Below are 16,101 nucleotides of genomic sequence, written 5' to 3'. Positions count from 1 at the left end.
AGCGAGCCTGCTCGCGATGGGGCCAGCAACCCCACTACAAAGCCAGCTTCTACTGAGGACGATCAGGCACCTCAGCCCCCTCCACCGGATCTTCCACCAATCGCTTCGGCAACATCACCTGCTGTGGATAAATCTGCGCGAAATGCACCGCCGGGTGGTTATCCACAAGCTTTTTCAAGCGCTGGTTGAACGCCCTGCTCACTGCATACTGCCCACCCGAAACGGTGCGGAACTGCGCCGTGAGCACCACACCATTGAGGTCCATCCGGTCCACGCCGAACACGTCCAGCGGCCCTTGCAGGTTGAACTTCAGAAACGGGTCTTCCGAGATCGAACGCCCGGCTTCGCGGATCAGTTCGATGGCCTGGTCCACGTCGGTGTCGTAGGTGAACTGCACCGAGAAAAAAGCAAAGGCAAACTGCCGGGACTGATTGGTCACTGCCTTGATCTGGCCGAACGGCACCGAATGCACGAAACCCTTGCCGTCGCGCAGGCGCAGGGTGCGGATCGTCAGGCCCTCGACGGTGCCGGCGTGGCCGGAGTCGAGCACCACCCAGTCGCCGATGGACAGGGTGTCTTCGATGATAATGAACAGCCCGGTAATCACGTCCTGCACCAGTTGCTGCGAACCGAAGCCGATCGCCAATCCCACCACCCCGGCGCCCGCCAGCAGCGGCGCAACGTTGATGCCCAGGTTGGCCATGGTGGTGATGGCGCAAATCACCACCAGGATGATTTTCGCCGCGTTGCGCAACAGCGGCAGGATGGTCTTGATCCGAGTGCTGGGCTGACGTGCGCCGCGCTTGTTCATCGGCGGTTTCAGAGCCTCCTGGATCGCCGTGTCGAGCACCACCCACATCAGCCAGGTCACCAGGAAGATCAAGCCGATGCGACTCAGGGAATCGCTGATCGCCCGCCCCACCGCATTGCGCGAGGCGAATTCGAACAGCGAGATCCCCCAGATCCGTCCGAGGATTTCAATGAACGCCACCGCCATGACGATCCGCAGCAAGGCGTGTAACAGGCTCAGCAGCCGGCCCTTGTAGGCACTGTTGCGCTGGATGGTTTCGGCCTTGGGCGACTTGAACACATGCTGGAGCACGGTGCTGAGAAACACCGTGGCGATCAGCAGGATGGTGGTGAACAGCGCGCAACGCAGGGCTTTCTGGTTGTCTTCGCCGACGCCGATCAGGCTCACCGCCGACACCAGCACCATCAACAGGATCGGCCAGTTCCAGAGCCCGGAAAAGATCCGCAGCGACTCCTGCAGGGCGGGCTGTTTCAGGCGTTGGGCCAGCGGCCGGTTACGGATCAGGTGTGCCACCGGCCGGCGCATGCGAATCACCAGCCAGCCAAAGATCACCGAGGCCAGCAACCCGGTGAACACCGCCACGCTGCTGGTGATGTTGCTACCCAATTGCCGGGCAATCTGCGGGCTGGTGAGCGCATCGCTCAGGGCGGCGAGGAAACCGATCAGGAACAACGGCCGCGGGCTGAAATGGCGAATGATCGCCACCGCCCGGCGCTTGTGGCCGGCGTTGAACATCACGATCAGACACAGCAGCACTGAGGTCGAGAAAACGCCGCTGCTGGTGGCATAGGCGAAGCACAGCGCCAGGGCACGACCGACCGACACTTGCAGGAAGTGGCTGACGTACAGGGTCAGCGGCAAGCAGACCAGCGCCGGCACGGTGTAGGGCAACAGGTAGCCGAGCAGGTCCAGCACCCGCTGGCGGGTGCGCAGCCAACGGCGTCGGCCGAGGTGATGGACCAGCAGCCGCGCGCCGGCCCAGATCAGCCCGAAGGCGCCCAGCCAGGCGCCGGAGAGCAGCAGGAAATCCCCTGCCACCCGCCAGGAAGATCGGGAGGTCTGGTCCACGAGCCGGTCCACCTCATCCGCCGCCCGGTCCGCCCGCAAGCGCCAGGCATCGATCAGGCTCTGGTTGAGGTCGAGCTTGTCCTGGACGTCATCGATGCTCGAACTGATCGCCCCGAGCAAACCACCCTGGACCAGGGGTTCGGGTTCGGCAGGCGCTTCACTGGGCGCGGGCATGCCGGGAATAGCGGCTGCGCCGTGGGCGATGCCGCCGGTCAGCGCCAGCAATACCAGCAGGAATACACGGCTCAATCGAGACAAAACGCGAGGCTCCTTGATGGGGATCGGTAAGGAACTGATCCATATCAGGCAGGCAAGTTCGCTCAAGACCAATACAAAACCCTCGCCACAAGAACCCCACCGCTTTCGCCACCGGGCACTTCGTCGAAACTTTCTGCGCCGCCCGACAGTCATCAGCAAGACACCGGCAGTACGAGGTCATTTGGCACGGGAGGGACACATGACGGCGATCCACATCGGCATTTCCGGTTGGCGATACACGCCTTGGCGGGGGGATTTCTACCCCAAGGGGCTGACCCAGAAGCGTGAATTGCAGTTCGCCTCGCGAGCGGTCAACAGCATCGAAATCAACGGCTCGTTCTATGCCCTCCAACGTCCCGAACGCTATGCCCAGTGGTATGCCGAGACGCCGCCGGGCTTCGTGTTCAGCGTCAAGGCACCGCGCTTCATCACCCACATCAAGCGCCTGCGGGATATCCATAAGCCGCTGGCCAATTTCTTCGCGTCCGGGGTGCTGGAGCTCAAGGAAAAGCTCGGCGCCATCCTCTGGCAGTTTCCCCCCAGCTTCAAATTCGACCCCGAGCTGTTCGAAGACTTCCTCAAGCAACTGCCCCATGACACTGTCAGTGCCGCCGCTCTGGCCCGGGAGCACGAGCCGCGCCTGGACGGCCACGCCAGCACCGAAACCGATAAGAAGCGCCCATTGCGCCACGCGGTCGAGATCCGCCATGAAAGCTTCGTCGACCCGCATTTCGTCGCCTTGCTCAAGCGCTACGACATTGCGCTGGTGATCGCAGACACCGCCGGCAAGTGGCCCTACCGCGAAGACGTCACCAGCGATTTCGTCTACCTGCGCCTGCACGGTGCCGAAGAACTCTACGCCAGCGGCTACACCGACGAGGCGTTACAACGCTGGGGCGACCGGATCGAGGCCTGGAGCCACGGCACACAACCGCAGGACGCCCAACTGATCGATCCGAATAAAAAACCCAGGGCGCGCAAGAGCCGGGAAGTGTTCTGCTATTTCGACAACGACATCAAGGTCCGCGCGCCCTATGACGCGCGCCACTTGCTGGAGCGTTTCGACCTGGACAAGGACCTCGCGACCACGCCCGGCGAACGCCCGGCCGAGGGGGTGTTGCCATGAGCACGCCAGGCCCTACCGAGGCGACCCGCGACGCAACCACCGACGCTCCCCAGAACCTGGCGCACGACCTCGACCGGATCAGCCGCTTCACGGTCCTGACGGTCAACACCCACAAGGGCTTCACCGCCCTGAACCGGCGCTTCATCCTGCCGGAGCTGCGCGAAGCGGTGCGCAGCGTGTCCGCCGACGTGGTGTTCCTGCAGGAAGTGCATGGTGCCCACGAACAGCACCCCCAGCGCTTCTCCAACTGGCCGAGCATGCCGCAATACGAATTCCTGGCCGACAGTCTCTGGCCGCAGTTCGCCTACGGGCGCAACGCCGTGTATCCGGCGGGCGACCATGGGAACGCACTGCTGTCGAAGTTCCAGATCATTCGCCACGACAACCTGGACGTGTCCATCAGCGGCCATGAGAGCCGGGGCATGCTCCACAGCGTGTTGCGCCTGCCAGGGGGTAACGGTCCGCAGGTCCATGCCATTTGTGTTCACCTGGGCTTGCGCGAAAGTCATCGTGTCGAACAACTGAAGTTGTTGTGCAAGCGCTTGAGCGAGCTGCCGCCCGAGGCACCGGTGATCGTCGCCGGGGACTTCAATGATTGGCGCGGCAAGGCCACCGACCTGCTCGAACCCTGCGGCCTGCGGGAAGTGTTTGCTGAACAATGGGGCAAGCCGGCCCGCAGTTTTCCCGCGCGCCTGCCAATCCTGCGCCTGGACCGAATCTATGTGCGCAACCTCAAGGCTAATCAGGCCAAGGTGTTGAGCGTACGCCCGTGGTCGCACCTGTCCGACCACGCCCCGCTGTCGGTGGAGATCGAACTATGAGCGCGACGATGAACAAGGCAGCAGTGGAGAAGGTCGAGACGCCGCCCACTGAGCGCGACCCGGCGCTGGTAGACGTCGAATACGGCTGGCATGGCAACAACCGCATCACCCTGCTGGAAAATGGCGAGGAATATTTCCCCCGAGTGTTCGAGGCTATCCGTCGAGCCGAAAATGAAATCCTCATCGAGACTTTCATTTTGTTCGAGGACAAGGTCGGCAACGAATTGCGCGACGTGCTGGTGGACGCCGCCCAACGGGGCGTGCGAGTCACCCTGAGCCTGGATGGCTTCGGTTGCGGGGAGCTGACACCGAACTTCCTGGCCTCGTTGAGCGACGCGGGTGTGCGCCTGCAAATGTTCGATCCGGCCCCTCTTCACCTGGGCATTCGTACCAACTGGTTCCGCCGTTTGCACCGTAAGGTGGTGGTGATAGACGGCGTGATCGCCTTCATTGGCGGGATCAATTTTTCCGCCGACCATCTGGGCGATTTCGGCCCCGAGGCCAAGCAGGACTATTCGGTGGAGGTCAAAGGTCCGGCAGTGGTCGATATCCATCACTTCGCCTTGATGCAAAGCGGCCGGCCGGCCCGGGCCAAGTACTGGTGGCAGCGCCGCCGTAGTCGGCGCAGCGAGTTGGCCTTCAGTGACCACGACGGCCAGGTACGCCTGGTCTACCGCGATAACCACGAACACCAGACCGACATCGAAGAGGTCTACCTGCAAGTGCTGCGCAGCGCCAAACGGCGCGTGGTCATCGCCAATGCCTATTTCTTCCCCGGCTATCGGTTGCTGCGGGAGATCCGCAATGCGGCGCGACGTGGCGTGGAGGTGCGGCTGATCCTGCAGGGCCAGCCAGACATGATGATCGCCAAGCTCGCGGCGCGGATGCTGTACGACTACCTGCTCAAAGCCGGCGTGACGATCCACGAATATTGCGAGCGGCCCCTGCATGGCAAGGTCGCCCTGGTGGATGAGGACTGGAGTACCGTCGGTTCGAGCAACCTCGACCCCCTGAGCCTGTCGCTGAACCTGGAAGCCAACGTGCTGATCCGCGACCGGGGGTTCAACCGCGAACTGTTCCAGCGCCTCGATTACCTGAGCCGCGAGCACTGCACCGCCATGCCCGCCAGTCGCGCCCCACGGGGCCTGCTCTGGCGCATGACCATCGGTTTCATGGTGTTCCACTTCCTGCGTCACTTCCCGGCCTGGGCCGGATGGCTGCCGGCCCATAAACCGCGCCTGAAACCTTTTTCGCCGCCGACGGCGGTTCGGAGCGAGCCCCATGAATCACTCTGAGGCGCACACCGCGCCAAGCGATGCCCGTGTCCGGGACGAGAGCAAACCCAAGTCACGCTGGAGCCGCTGGAGCCGCTGGAGCCGCTGGAAAAGACCGCTGACCCTGGCGTTCTTCCTGCTGCTGATCGTGCTGTTCACGACCCTGGCCCGGCGCATCGACTGGTCCGAGGTATTCGACACCCTGGCCGACTTCAAGGTGCGGACCTTGATCATCGCCGCCACGCTGACCGTCGCCAGCTTCCTTACCTACGCCTGCTTCGACCTGATCGGTCGCACCTACATCCGCCAGAAACTGGGTTGGCGACAGATCCTGCCCGTGGGGGTGATCAGCTACGCCTTCAACCTCAACCTCAGCGCCTGGGTCGGTGGCATCGCCATGCGTTACCGGCTGTATTCCCGGCTGGGGGTCAGCAACGGCAACATCGCCAAGATCCTCGGCCTGAGCCTGGCCACGAACTGGTTCGGCTACATGACCCTGGCCGGGGTGGTGTTCAGCAGCGGTCTGGTGACGATGCCGCCGGGCTGGAAACTGAGCAGCGATGCCTTGCAGGGCGTGGGCGCGCTGTTGCTATTGGCGAGTGCCGGGTATCTGCTGGCCTGCCGGTTTTCCAAGCGTCGTGCCTGGACGATCCGCGGCATGGAAATCAACTTGCCCTCGCTGCGCATGGCGGTGTTGCAACTGGCGCTGGGGGCGCTGAACTGGTCGTTGATGGCGGCGGTGATCTTTACTTTGCTGCCCAGCAAACTGGAGTACCCGGTGGTGCTTGGGGTATTGCTAATCAGCAGCATTGCCGGGGTCATTACGCACATTCCGGCGGGGCTCGGCGTGCTGGAGGCGGTCTTCATCGCGCTGCTGCAACACGACGCGTCCCGGGGCAGCCTTCTGGCGGGGTTGATTGCCTATCGGGCAATCTATTTCATCCTGCCGTTGCTGGTCACGGTGGTGATGTACCTGGTGATCGAGGCGAAGGCCAAGGCGTTGCGGGTCAAGCCCGGGCTCAAGAAGCCCGAGCTCAGATGATCATTGTCTGAACCGACGCTATCGCGAGCAGGCTCGCTCCCACAGGGGGAATGCGAGCCCATGTGGGAGCGAGCCTGCTCGCGATGGCGCCCGCATAGACAATGAAGTCTACCGCTCCTGAATGATGCTCAACCGCTCTCCCACCACCATTTCCGTGATCCAGTCCACCAGGATCGAGGTGTAGGCCTGTTGTGATACGGGGTCGCTCAAGGCATGGTCGGCGCCATCGATGATTCGATGGGTCAACGAATGGGTCTGCTGGCACGCCGCGCGGTAGCTCATGATGGTGGCATGGGGCACATGGTCGTCGGTTTCCGACTCCACCAACAGCACATCACCGGTGAACTGTGAACAGGCGTGTAACGCGCGGTTGGTGCTGGCGTGCACCAGCGTACTGCGATAATCCAGCAGGTCGGTCTTGTCCAGGTCGCGCTTGGGCGTGTGCCATTGTTCGTCGCGGTACAGCGCCGGTACCCGCAACGCCAGCCAACGTACCGGGCGTAGCGAGGTCAGAATCGAGGCGAGGTAACCGCCGTAGCTGGTGCCGACCACCGCAATTGCTGAAGTGTCCAAGGCGGGATGAGCGAGCAGCCGGTCGTAGGCCGCCAGCAGATCCCGCAAGTTGTCTTCCCGTGTCACCCGGGACAGCGGAATGCCCGCACCACCGGTGTGCCCACGCAAGTCAAAGGTCAGACAGACGCAACCCAGGCCGGCAATGCCCTTGGCCCGTTCCAGGTCACGCTCCTGGCTGCCGCCCCATCCGTGCACGAACAACACGCCAGGGACTTTCGACTTGGGGCTCAGGAACGTGCCGTTCATGTGCTCGTCGTCGATCTCGATCTGAATGATTTCACTTCTAGCCGTCATGGGAATGAACCGTTACGTATTTGAGTAGGAAATCACCGTTGTGCGCCGGGCCGCGGTACACCTCCATGGCGCCGGGAGGCAACGGCTGGTCGATGTAGGTTTCCACCGAAGACACGCGGACCACGCTGGTCGACGGTTCCTGAACGAATACTTGTAGCGCCGCCAGTTCCGCACTGCTGGCCCCGCCCATGCGCCAGGATTGCTCCAGCACACCGCCACGGGGCTGGCCGCCAGTATCGATGCCTTGAGCAATGTCGTAGTTGCGCCGAGAGGCAAAGAAACCGGGATAGGCCTGATTGGCGGCATCGTCGAACACTTGCGCGAGCCTCACCGCTTCGCGTACTTCATCGGGCAGCTCAAGCCTGAGCAACTCGATGTAGCCGCCCTGCACCACCAACAGGTCCGAGCCGCCGTACACTTCCAGCCCTTGGCTGTCCCGGGTCAGGTGCTGCACGCCGCAATAGCTCAGGCTCTTGCCATGGATAGCGCTCTGGCCAACGCTCTGGGTCCTGACCTCATTGAGGTTCTGCTCCAGCACCACACCGTCGCGAAACACGGCCTGGGCCTCGGGATCAGCGGCGATTTCATCGAACTGTGCAAGGTTCTCGATCACCCGCTGGTCGCGCCCGGCACAAGCATGAATCGGCTTGAAGCGGATCGGTCCGGTGTACAGCAGATGTTCGGCGGCCAGACGTGCGTCCTTGAGTGAAAAAACACTCACGCCATCGAGCACCACGCTACGGGCGAGCTTGGCAAACAACGGCGACCAGCCGATGGGGGCGACGGCATCCTTATTCAGTAGACCGTGGGTGATGGCCTTGGTGCAGATGAAATCATGCTCGACGTAACCGCCCCACAGATCGTCCGGCCCCGAGACACCCAAATGCCGCGCGGCTTCCGGACCTATCAGGGTTTGCGTGGGTAACAGATACAAATCGCGCCCGGCATGCTGCTGGCTGTCATAGCTGCCGCCGTATTCCATGCCGAGGATCTGCGCCAGCCAACGGGCCAGGGCACGATTGGTTTCCACTTCATGAAGTGGCGCGTGAGGGTTGACCGAATGGGCCACCACGGTTTTGTTGCGATTGACTGGCGTCATGCGTTGCCCTTTTACCTGCGCTCATGGCTGTGGGTAAACGGGTGCAGAGATCAGGCCAACAGGGTGACGCTGGTGGACGGCCAAGGAAACGGGCGAATTTCGGAAGATGGGTAGCATCGAGCCTGTCTCATTCTGCACGATCCGTGACGGGGATCCCGCAAATTGCACGATGATTTGAATCTCATACCCCCCTCTAGTGAGGGAGCCATTACTGTTTCGAAGCGCTTGGCGGACTGACTCCGAACTTTGCCCGGTAATCGCTCGGCGCCAGCCCGGTGATTTTCTTGAACGTCGCTCGAAAGGCACTCGGGTCTTGATAACCGACGGTCCAGGCGATGTGGTCAATGGTGCCGTTGGTGAACTCCAGCATTTCCCGAGCCTTGCCGACCCGCAGGTGCTGGCAGTATTCGGTGGGCTTGAGCCCGGTGGCGCTACGGAACCTGCGCAGGAAGGTGCGTTCCTCCAGGCCCGCCTGCTCGGCCATCGCGGCCAGGGAGACGTCTACCGCGCCGCTGCCTTGCAGCCAGTGTTGCACCTTGAGAATCGCCCCGTCGCCGTGCCCGAGGATCGGCGCGAAATTGCTGCCGCACTCGCTGGCGCTGTCACTGTGCTCGATCACCAGGAACCGCGCCGTGCGCGTCGCGATGCTGGGGCCCAGCAAGCGATTCACCAGCCGCAGCCCCAACTCCGCCCAGGCCATCAGCCCAGCGGTGGTGATCAGGTCGCCGTCGTCGACAATCGGCTTGTCGGCGTCGAGCTTGATCTTCGGGTAACGCTCGGCAAAGGTCTTGGCCGACGTCCAGTGGGTGGTGGCGCTACGCCCATCGAGCAAGCCGCTTTCAGCCAGCAGGATCGACCCTACGCACACCCCGCCCAACACGGTGCCAGCGCCGTGCCGGGCCCGCAGCCAAGCCATCAGCGGCGCCGAGGACTGGCTTTTGCTGAAACCGCCAAGGGCCGGTGGAATCAGCAATGCCGCCAGCGGCCCGTCCGGACCGGGTGCGCTGTCGAATACCCGCGACGGCGCCCCACCCTCCTGTGCCTGCCAGTGACTGACCCGCAACCGCGGCAACTGTGCGCCGGCATGCTCGGTCGCGATCCGGTCCGCCACGCAGAACAGATCGGTCAAGCCATGCACCGCCGCCAGTTGCGCACCGGGATAGATCAGCACCCCAAGCTCGGCAACCGCCTTCTCCTGCGTCATTTGTCAGTTTTCCCCCGCCTATTGTCGTTGCGGCCAATCCTCGAACCGATGGCAAAAGCCAATACTGGCTTCACCCCTCATTGATCAAGGAAGCACTCATGTCCAAGCAAGCGCTCATCGTAGTCGATATCCAGAACGACTACTTCCCCCAGGGTAAATGGCCCCTGAGTGGCGTCGAAACCGCCGCGGACAACGCCGCACGAATGATCGCAGCCTTTCGCCAGGCAGGAAATCAAGTGGTGCACATCCGCCACGAGTTCACCTCCGAAGACGCGCCATTCTTCACCCCGGGCTCCGAAGGCGCGAAACTGCACCCCAAGGTCCTTAACCAGGCCAATGAACCGGTAGTGCTCAAGCACTTCGTCAATTCATTCCGCGAAACCGAACTGCAATCCCTCCTCGACCATCACGGCATCACTCAACTGGTCATCGTCGGCAGCATGAGCCACATGTGCATCGACGGTGTCACTCGGGCCGCGGCGGACCTGGGCTACGACGTCACGGTGATCCACGACGCCTGCGCAACCCTGGACCTGGAATTCAACGGCGTCGTCGTTCCGGCAGCCCAGGTCCACGCGGCCTTCATGGCGGCGTTGGGGTTTGCTTATGCGAAGGTAGTGAGCACGGAGCAATTTCTGGCGGCCAGCCACTGAGCCCCAGGCAAAAACAAACCGCGCTTCGAGCACCGAGGCGCGGTTTTTCATTAGAAACTGACGATTACCGATTTCCACTAGGCGTAGTTGAGGAATAACGATAAGAATGGCCGCTGAGTTTCCCAAGAGCCAGCCGCATGAAACGCAAACACCCGTCGCGCCTGGTTTCCTCCCCAGTCCCGACCGATACCGCCGCACCCACGCCACAACATCCTCCCACGTGGGATTACCCAAGCGAAATATCCACAACAGGATACCTGGGTACCCTGCTGTACGCCGTGATGCTATTGCTTGCCTTGCCGGTCTACGGGCTGGTGGTGGTATCGATCGAGCTGTTCTCCACCGAAGGCCTGTCGAGCACTCATACCAGGACGATCGAGGATCCTCTGTTTTTGACACTCATGTGCGTCAGCGCATTAGCGGCCACCGGTCTGCTTTACTGGCTTTTCTCCGGCCCTCAAGTGCTTGGCTTCTGCTTTGACGAACGCCAGCAACGCCTCACCTTCACCCAGCGCCGCCCAGCACGCGCGCCCACCGAAGAGTGCGTGCCCTACAGCGACATCTATTCCATCACGCCCTGCGTGGAAAACTCTATCGCTCACGCCTGTCATTTGGTGGTGTGCTTCACCGGGGACAATGGCAAGCCGATGGAGGTCCGGTTCTGGATGCACATTCCACTCAAGGACATGGCGTTTCATTCAACCTGGTTACGGCAGTCCATTGGCGAAAAGATGCAGGAGGTCTTGGATTTGGATTTGTGATCGGTCCTGGACGCAGGAGCCAGCCCGATCTGACCAGCGTCGAAACAAAAAGCCCCAGGCACGGGGCTCTGGGGCTTTCGGGGCGATACCGGGCAGGCTAGGCCTGAGACGCAGCCTTAGAACGGGATATCGTCATCAAAGCTGTCGAAATCCGGAGCCGGTTGCGGCGCGGCCTGTTGTGGGGCCGGGCGCTCGCGTTGTGGCTGTGGCGCCGATTGCGGGCGAGGCGCCTGCTGACGTGGGGCCGACTGCTGGTAGTTGTTGCCACCTTGCTGCTGGTCACCCTGTGGACGGCCGCCCAGCAATTGCATGGTGCCCTGCATGTCGACCACGATTTCAGTGGTGTAGCGCTTGATGCCGTCTTTTTCCCACTCGCGCGTCTGCAGCTTGCCTTCGATGTACACCTGCGAACCCTTGCGCAGGTATTCGCCGGCGATCTCAGCCACTTTGCCGAACATCGACACCCGATGCCATTCGGTCTTCTCGACTTTCTGGCCGGTCTGCTTGTCGGTCCACTGTTCGCTGGTCGCCAGACTCAGGTTGGTCACGGCGTTGCCATTAGGCAGGTAGCGAACCTCGGGATCCTGGCCGCACGTACCGACCAATATGACTTTGTTAACCCCACGGGCCATAACGTTCTCCTAGGCTTCGCACGCAGTCGGGGCCGGGTTGTTCACCAGGCGCTCGAGGGTCGCACGATCCAATAATTCGGTGTCCAGTTTGATATAAACGGCCGCTTCGTCGGCGACCACCACTGCATCGGTTACGCCAACGACGGCCCTGAGGCGCTCGACCAGGCCTGCTTCGCGAATGGCTTCGGGCGATAACGGCAAGCGCAGGCTCGTCACATACGGTGGTTCGCGCATGGTAACAGCAAAGACCAGCCAAAGTGCAGCCAGCGCGGCGCATCCCAGGAAGACAACCGACAAACCGCCATGCTGGAACAGCCAACCACCGAGAATCCCGCCCAAAGCCGAACCCAGGAACTGGCTGGTGGAATAAACCCCCATTGCCGTGCCCTTGCCGCCCGCCGGTGAAACCTTGCTGATCAGCGACGGCAGCGACGCCTCCAGCAGGTTGAACGCGGTGAAGAACACCACCGTGCCGATCACCAGGGCTCGCAGGCTGTCGCCGAACTGCCAGAAGAATAGCTCAGTGAGCATCAGCGTCACGACGGCGCCGAGCAAAACTCGTTTCATTTTGCGTCGTTTCTCGCCATAGATGATGAACGGAATCATGGCGAAGAACGAAATCAGCAGCGCCGTCAGGTAGACCCACCAATGCTGCTCCTTGGGCAGTCCGGCCTTCTCGACCAAGGCCAGCGGCAAGGCGACGAAACTGGACATCAGCATGGCGTGGAGCACGAAAATACCCAGGTCCAGGCGCAGCAGGTCCGGGTGCTTTAGGGTCGGGATCAGCGCCTGGCGCGCCACCCCGGATTCACGGTGCTGCAGCGGCCCGGTGGAACGGGGCACCATGAACGCCACGATCAGGATACCCACCAGCGCCATGCCGCCGGTCGCCAGGAACAGGCCCGACAAACCGAAAGCGCGGGTCAGCAACGGGCCGACGACCATGGCGACGGCGAACGACAGACCGATGGTCATGCCGATCATGGCCATGGCCTTGGTCCGATGCTGTTCGCGGGTCAGGTCCGAGAGCAAGGCCATGACGGCAGCGGAAATCGCCCCCGCGCCTTGCAGGATCCGTCCGGCGATCACACCCCAGATCGAGTCGGCGTTGGCCGCCAGCACACTGCCGAGGGCGAAGACGATCAGTCCAAGGTAGATCACGGGACGTCGGCCGATGCGGTCGGAAATGATCCCGAACGGGATCTGGAAAATGGCCTGGGTCAGGCCATAAGCGCCAATCGCCAACCCGATCAGGGCTGGCGTCGCACCCGCCAGGTCCATGCCATAGGTCGCCAGCACCGGCAACACCATGAACATGCCCAGCATACGGAAGGCGAACACCAGGGCCAGCCCGCTTGCCGCCCGGGTCTCGCCGCCACTCATGCGCTCGCTGTGGGGATCGTGCATGGAAAAACCTCATCTGAACCGGCGGCGATTCTACCAGTCCCATCGATTGAGAGGGTATATCGCGACTGTTTGACGCGCAGTCTTCATGTATGGCTGCGATCGCACGCTCAATAGTGTTTATCCATCCAGTATTTGCCCGTATACTCCTACGTTTTCGATGCCCGCCGAGCGAGGCCACTTTGGACAAGATCCTGATTCGTGGGGCCCGTACCCACAACCTGAAGAACATCGACCTGACCCTGCCACGGGACAAGCTGATCGTCATCACCGGCCTGTCCGGATCCGGCAAATCATCGCTGGCATTCGATACCCTGTACGCCGAAGGCCAGCGACGCTATGTCGAATCGCTGTCGGCCTACGCCCGGCAGTTCCTGTCGATGATGGAGAAACCGGACGTCGACACCATCGAAGGCCTGTCGCCAGCCATTTCGATCGAACAGAAATCGACGTCCCATAACCCGCGGTCGACGGTCGGCACCATTACCGAGATCTACGACTACCTGCGCCTGCTGTATGCGCGAGTGGGCATTCCCCGCTGCCCCGACCACGACATTCCCCTGGAAGCCCAGACCGTCAGCCAGATGGTCGACCTGGTGCTGGCCCAGCCGGAAGGCAGCAAATTGATGCTGCTCGCGCCGGTCATTCGCGAGCGCAAAGGCGAACACCTGCTGGTTTTCGAGGAACTGCGGGCCCAGGGCTTCGTGCGGGCCCGGGTCAATGGCAAGCTCTGCGAGCTGGACGAACTGCCGAAGCTGGACAAACAGAAGAAGCACTCGATCGATGTGGTGGTCGACCGCTTCAAGGTCCGGGCCGATCTGCAACAGCGGCTGGCCGAATCCTTCGAGACCGCGCTGAAACTGGCCGATGGCATCGCCCTGGTGGCGCCGATGGACGACGAGCCCGGTGAGGAAATCATCTTCTCGGCGCGCTTCGCCTGCCCGATCTGCGGCCATGCCATCAGCGAGCTGGAGCCCAAGCTGTTTTCCTTCAACAACCCCGCCGGCGCCTGCCCGACCTGCGATGGCCTGGGGGTCAAGCAGTTCTTCGACACCAAGCGCCTGGTCAACGGCGAACTGACCCTGGCCGAAGGCGCGATTCGCGGCTGGGACAGGCGCAACGTCTATTACTTCCAGATGCTCGGGTCGCTGGCAGCTCATTACAAGTTCAGCCTGGACAAGCCCTTCAACGAACTGCCCGCCGATCAGCAGAAATACATCCTGCATGGCAGCGGCTCGCAGAACGTCGACTTCAAATACCTGAACGACCGTGGCGATATCGTCAAGCGCTCCCACCCGTTCGAAGGCATCGTGCCGAACCTCGAGCGACGCTACCGCGAGACTGAATCGGCCAGCGTGCGCGAAGAGCTGGCCAAGTTCCTCAGCACCCAGCCCTGCCCTGATTGCCGCGGCACCCGTTTGCGTCGCGAGGCACGTCATGTGTGGGTGGGCGAGAAGACACTGCCGGCAGTGACCAACCTGCCCATCGGCGACGCCACCGATTACTTCGCCGGCCTGAAACTCACCGGCCGCCGGGGCGAAATTGCCGACAAGATCCTCAAGGAAATCAGCGAGCGCCTGCAGTTCCTGGTGAACGTCGGCCTGGATTACCTCACCCTCGACCGCAGCGCAGACACGTTGTCCGGCGGCGAAGCCCAGCGTATCCGCCTGGCCAGCCAGATCGGCGCCGGCCTGGTGGGAGTGATGTACATCCTCGACGAGCCGTCCATTGGCCTGCACCAACGGGACAACGACCGGCTGCTCGGCACCCTCAAGCACCTGCGGGACATCGGCAACACGGTGATCGTGGTCGAGCATGACGAAGACGCGATCCGCCTGGCCGATTACGTCGTGGACATCGGCCCGGGAGCCGGTGTGCATGGTGGACATATCGTCGCCCAGGGCACCGCCGCCGAAGTCATGGCGCACCCCGACTCCTTGACCGGCAAGTACCTGTCGGGACGGGTGAAGATCAAGGTGCCGGCCAAACGGACGCCGCGCAACAAGAAGCTGTCGCTGACCCTCAAGGGTGCCCGTGGCAACAACTTGCGCAACGTCGACCTGGAGATCCCGATCGGCCTGCTGACCTGCGTCACCGGCGTATCCGGCTCCGGCAAATCGACGCTGATCAACAATACGCTGTTTCCCCTCAGCGCCACGGCCCTGAACGGCGCGACCACCCTGGAGGCTGCCCCCCACGACAGCATCAAGGGCCTGGAGCACCTGGACAAGGTCGTCGACATCGACCAGAGCCCGATCGGCCGCACACCGCGCTCCAACCCGGCGACTTACACCGGGTTGTTCACGCCGATCCGCGAATTGTTCGCCGGCGTGCCGGAATCGCGCTCCCGGGGTTACGGCCCGGGACGGTTCTCGTTCAACGTCAAGGGTGGGCGTTGCGAAGCCTGCCAGGGTGACGGCCTGATCAAGGTGGAAATGCACTTCCTGCCAGACATCTATGTGCCTTGCGATGTGTGCAAGAGCAAGCGCTACAACCGCGAGACCCTTGAGATCAAATACAAGGGCAAGAACATCCACGAAACCCTCGAGATGACCATCGAGGAGGCCCGGGAGTTCTTCGACGCAGTGCCAGCCCTGGCGCGCAAGCTGCAGACATTGATGGATGTCGGCCTGTCGTACATCAAGCTCGGCCAATCGGCAACGACGCTGTCCGGCGGCGAAGCCCAGCGGGTCAAGCTGTCCCGCGAGTTGTCCAAGCGCGACACCGGCAAAACCTTGTACATCCTCGACGAGCCTACCACCGGTCTGCACTTCGCTGATATCCAGCAATTGCTCGACGTGTTGCATCGCCTTCGCGACCACGGCAACACCGTGGTGGTCATCGAGCACAACCTGGACGTGATCAAGACGGCCGACTGGTTGGTAGACCTGGGGCCGGAAGGTGGCTCCAAGGGCGGCCAGATCATTGCGGTGGGTACGCCTGAGCAAGTCGCCGGGATGAAGCAGTCCCACACAGGGCACTACCTGAAGCCGTTGCTGGAACGTGATCGAGACTGATTCATTCCCTAGCATGAAAAAGCCCCTGTCATCTCATCGACGACAGGGGCTCGTTCCCACGCTC

General features: G+C 62.2%; 13 protein-coding genes. 7 read left to right on the top strand and 6 right to left on the bottom strand.

Annotated features, from left to right (window positions below):
• Positions 1–49: 49 nt before the first annotated feature.
• Positions 50–2,137: a mechanosensitive ion channel family protein gene (locus FGE05_RS28385; protein WP_139650168.1), complete on the bottom strand. Its 2,088-nt coding sequence runs from the start codon at positions 2,135–2,137 to the stop codon at positions 50–52.
• A 199-nt stretch (positions 2,138–2,336) separates the two neighbouring features.
• On the opposite strand from FGE05_RS28385, the gene FGE05_RS28380 reads away from it, so the two are divergent.
• The 4 genes from FGE05_RS28380 to FGE05_RS28365 are packed head-to-tail and all read left to right on the top strand — an operon-like array spanning position 2,337 to position 6,400.
• A complete protein-coding gene (locus FGE05_RS28380; RefSeq protein WP_139650167.1) occupies positions 2,337–3,263 on the top strand; it encodes a DUF72 domain-containing protein in 927 nt (308 codons plus the stop codon).
• Entirely contained in the window at positions 3,260–4,084 is an 825-nt protein-coding gene (locus tag FGE05_RS28375) for an endonuclease/exonuclease/phosphatase family protein (protein ID WP_241801722.1), read from the top strand. Before FGE05_RS28380 ends, FGE05_RS28375 begins: the two co-directional genes overlap by 4 nt.
• Positions 4,081–5,379 carry a cardiolipin synthase ClsB gene (gene clsB / locus FGE05_RS28370; protein WP_139650165.1) on the top strand — a complete coding sequence of 433 codons (1,299 nt, stop codon included), beginning with the start codon at positions 4,081–4,083 and terminating at the stop codon, positions 5,377–5,379. Before FGE05_RS28375 ends, clsB begins: the two co-directional genes overlap by 4 nt.
• Positions 5,366–6,400, top strand: coding sequence for a lysylphosphatidylglycerol synthase domain-containing protein (locus FGE05_RS28365; protein ID WP_139650163.1), 1,035 nt, complete (start codon positions 5,366–5,368; stop codon positions 6,398–6,400). The genes clsB and FGE05_RS28365 overlap by 14 nt, the downstream gene beginning before the upstream one ends.
• A gap of 108 nt (positions 6,401–6,508) precedes the next feature.
• Here FGE05_RS28365 and FGE05_RS28360 read toward each other — a convergent pair whose 3' ends face one another.
• From FGE05_RS28360 to FGE05_RS28350, 3 genes are all read right to left on the bottom strand, one after another.
• The gene (locus FGE05_RS28360) at positions 6,509–7,267 is read right to left on the bottom strand and encodes a S9 family peptidase (RefSeq protein WP_139650161.1); all 759 of its coding nucleotides are present in this window, start codon (positions 7,265–7,267) and stop codon (positions 6,509–6,511) included.
• A complete protein-coding gene (locus tag FGE05_RS28355) occupies positions 7,257–8,366 on the bottom strand; it encodes a DUF3182 family protein (RefSeq protein ID WP_139650159.1) in 1,110 nt (369 codons plus the stop codon). Before FGE05_RS28355 ends, FGE05_RS28360 begins: the two co-directional genes overlap by 11 nt.
• 208 nt (positions 8,367–8,574) lie before the next feature.
• Positions 8,575–9,570: a GlxA family transcriptional regulator gene (locus tag FGE05_RS28350; protein ID WP_139650145.1), complete on the bottom strand. Its 996-nt coding sequence runs from the start codon at positions 9,568–9,570 to the stop codon at positions 8,575–8,577.
• A 98-nt stretch (positions 9,571–9,668) separates the two neighbouring features.
• Here FGE05_RS28350 and FGE05_RS28345 point away from each other — a divergent pair, with 98 nt between their 5' ends.
• The gene (locus FGE05_RS28345; RefSeq protein WP_139650143.1) at positions 9,669–10,223 is read left to right on the top strand and encodes a cysteine hydrolase family protein; all 555 of its coding nucleotides are present in this window, start codon (positions 9,669–9,671) and stop codon (positions 10,221–10,223) included.
• Between the two features lie 137 nt (positions 10,224–10,360).
• A complete protein-coding gene (locus FGE05_RS28340) occupies positions 10,361–10,984 on the top strand; it encodes a hypothetical protein (RefSeq protein ID WP_176563044.1) in 624 nt (207 codons plus the stop codon).
• A gap of 116 nt (positions 10,985–11,100) precedes the next feature.
• Here the strand turns inward: FGE05_RS28340 and FGE05_RS28335 are convergent, their stop codons facing one another.
• The gene (locus FGE05_RS28335) at positions 11,101–11,616 is read right to left on the bottom strand and encodes a single-stranded DNA-binding protein (protein ID WP_024778338.1); all 516 of its coding nucleotides are present in this window, start codon (positions 11,614–11,616) and stop codon (positions 11,101–11,103) included.
• Positions 11,617–11,625: 9 nt separating this feature from the next.
• Complete coding sequence (locus FGE05_RS28330) at positions 11,626–13,023, bottom strand: MFS transporter (protein ID WP_139650141.1); 1,398 nt, start codon at positions 13,021–13,023, stop codon at positions 11,626–11,628.
• Between the two features lie 179 nt (positions 13,024–13,202).
• On the opposite strand from FGE05_RS28330, the gene uvrA reads away from it, so the two are divergent.
• Entirely contained in the window at positions 13,203–16,037 is a 2,835-nt protein-coding gene (uvrA, locus tag FGE05_RS28325) for an excinuclease ABC subunit UvrA (protein ID WP_139650139.1), read from the top strand.
• Positions 16,038–16,101: the final 64 nt, after the last annotated feature.

Source organism: Pseudomonas sp. ICMP22404, from assembly GCF_006227205.1.
Lineage (GTDB): Bacteria > Pseudomonadota > Gammaproteobacteria > Pseudomonadales > Pseudomonadaceae > Aquipseudomonas.
The sequence above is the reverse complement of the archived record's forward strand: the minus strand, read 5'-3'. Positions and strand labels throughout refer to the sequence as shown.

Excerpts from the sequence above, each read along its gene's own strand:
- FGE05_RS28330 (WP_139650141.1), bottom strand. The coding sequence starts at position 13,023 with ATGCACGATCCCCACAGCGAGCGCATGAGTGGCGGCGAGACCCGGGCG.
- FGE05_RS28335 (WP_024778338.1), bottom strand. The coding sequence starts at position 11,616 with ATGGCCCGTGGGGTTAACAAAGTCATATTGGTCGGTACGTGCGGCCAG.
- FGE05_RS28345 (WP_139650143.1), top strand. The coding sequence starts at position 9,669 with ATGTCCAAGCAAGCGCTCATCGTAGTCGATATCCAGAACGACTACTTC.
- FGE05_RS28340 (WP_176563044.1), top strand. The coding sequence starts at position 10,361 with ATGAAACGCAAACACCCGTCGCGCCTGGTTTCCTCCCCAGTCCCGACC.
- clsB (WP_139650165.1), top strand. The coding sequence starts at position 4,081 with ATGAGCGCGACGATGAACAAGGCAGCAGTGGAGAAGGTCGAGACGCCG.
- FGE05_RS28360 (WP_139650161.1), bottom strand. The coding sequence starts at position 7,267 with ATGACGGCTAGAAGTGAAATCATTCAGATCGAGATCGACGACGAGCAC.
- FGE05_RS28365 (WP_139650163.1), top strand. The coding sequence starts at position 5,366 with ATGAATCACTCTGAGGCGCACACCGCGCCAAGCGATGCCCGTGTCCGG.
- FGE05_RS28375 (WP_241801722.1), top strand. The coding sequence starts at position 3,260 with ATGAGCACGCCAGGCCCTACCGAGGCGACCCGCGACGCAACCACCGAC.
- FGE05_RS28355 (WP_139650159.1), bottom strand. The coding sequence starts at position 8,366 with ATGACGCCAGTCAATCGCAACAAAACCGTGGTGGCCCATTCGGTCAAC.
- FGE05_RS28350 (WP_139650145.1), bottom strand. The coding sequence starts at position 9,570 with ATGACGCAGGAGAAGGCGGTTGCCGAGCTTGGGGTGCTGATCTATCCC.
- FGE05_RS28380 (WP_139650167.1), top strand. The coding sequence starts at position 2,337 with ATGACGGCGATCCACATCGGCATTTCCGGTTGGCGATACACGCCTTGG.